This window comes from Luteolibacter sp. Y139, assembly GCF_038066715.1.
GTDB classification, from domain to species: domain Bacteria; phylum Verrucomicrobiota; class Verrucomicrobiia; order Verrucomicrobiales; family Akkermansiaceae; genus Haloferula; species Haloferula soli.
This window is the reverse complement of record NZ_JBBUKT010000027.1, coordinates 1-1,261: the sequence shown is the minus strand read 5'-3', so window position 1 is coordinate 1,261 and position 1,261 is coordinate 1. Positions and strand designations below refer to the sequence as shown.

At 58.4% G+C, this 1,261-nt stretch carries 2 protein-coding genes; both read right to left on the bottom strand.

Annotated features, from left to right (window positions below; translation table 11 throughout):
* Window positions 1-343 (bottom strand): DsbA family protein (locus WKV53_RS28560; protein ID WP_341408265.1); only part of this gene is annotated, 343 nt, incomplete at its 3' end.
* On the bottom strand, window positions 340-873 hold the full coding sequence (locus WKV53_RS28555; RefSeq protein WP_341408264.1) for a peroxiredoxin: 534 nt from the start codon (window positions 871-873) through the stop codon (window positions 340-342). The genes WKV53_RS28560 and WKV53_RS28555, both read right to left, overlap by 4 nt.
* Window positions 874-1,261: the final 388 nt, after the last annotated feature.

Here is a 1,261-nt window from a genome sequence, read left to right as displayed (position 1 = left end):
TCGCCGCGTATTCGGCGAGGTCGTCATAATCGAGGGCATCCTGGTTTTCGAACAGGACGTCGTGCATTTCCCAGAAGGCGCCTTGAGCGCCGGCCGCTTCGGCAGCTTCCGCGGCACGCTCCGCGTGCGGGTGCGCGTTGCTCAGTGGGAAATGGCGGAAAGCGAAACAGATCCGATCGCCCACGCTTTCCAGAATGGCTTTGACCAGCGTGTGGGCGGCCCCACAGAAGGGACACTCGTAGTCGCCATACTCAAGGAGAGAGGCGGATGCATTTTCCGGTCCTAGAATGTGATCGCGTTTGCCTATTGGAACGGTCAGGCGTTCGACAAGTTCGTGTTTCATGATACTGCTGCTGACTCCTTTTTAGTTTGGAGTTCTTCGAGCGCGGAAAGAATGCTTGCGGCCCCAGGATTCACGCCGACCGGCGAGACGTGGCTCCAATGGATGATGCCGTCGGCATCGATCACAAACAGCGCCCGCTCGCTCACGCCGTCCTTATCACGATAGACGCCGTAGGAACGCGCCACCGCACCTTTCGGTTCAAAGTCGGCGAGCAGCGGAAAGTGTAGCTTGCGATCCTTCGCGAAAGCCGCGTGGCACCAGGTGCCATCCACCGAGATGCCCACGAGTGCCGCGCCAAGCTTCTGAAACTCGGGAAGAATCTCATTGTAGAGCGCCATCTGGTCGCCACAGACCGGACTCCAATCCGCCGGATAAAACGCCAAAATCACCGACTGTCCGCGGAATTCGCTCAAGGTCACCCATTGGTCCGGCGTGCTGCGCAGACTAAAGTCGGGAGCTTCGTCCCCCGTCGGCAACGCCGTGCGGGGGCTCTTTGAATACATTTGCTCGTGGTTGGCTTCGTTGCTCATGGTCGTGCTTCTTTCTGATTGGCCGACAGCCTTTTGATCGTCGGGATCAAGGCACCAGCGAGACGCCGGGCTAAATCAGCGCCTCGCTATCCTTTTCGCCACTACGGTGGTCTGTTTTTCAGACGGTGCTGCTTGCTCTCCGACTGCCGCTTGGCCGCTAGGAATCTATTGCTGACGGGAGGCCGCTGAAAAAACCCATCGGGTATGCCTCAAACCGGAGGGCGGGAAAATGTGGCTTCGGGAAAAATCGAAACGCTGGAAACCGCAACGCTGGAAAAAATGCCCGGCGAAACCCGCAATGTCGCGGGGTCGGGATGTCAAAGAGGGAGACTCACCTAAAGTTCGCCGGTCGTCCAATCGAATCTCGGCTGGCCGGATCGATGTTCCA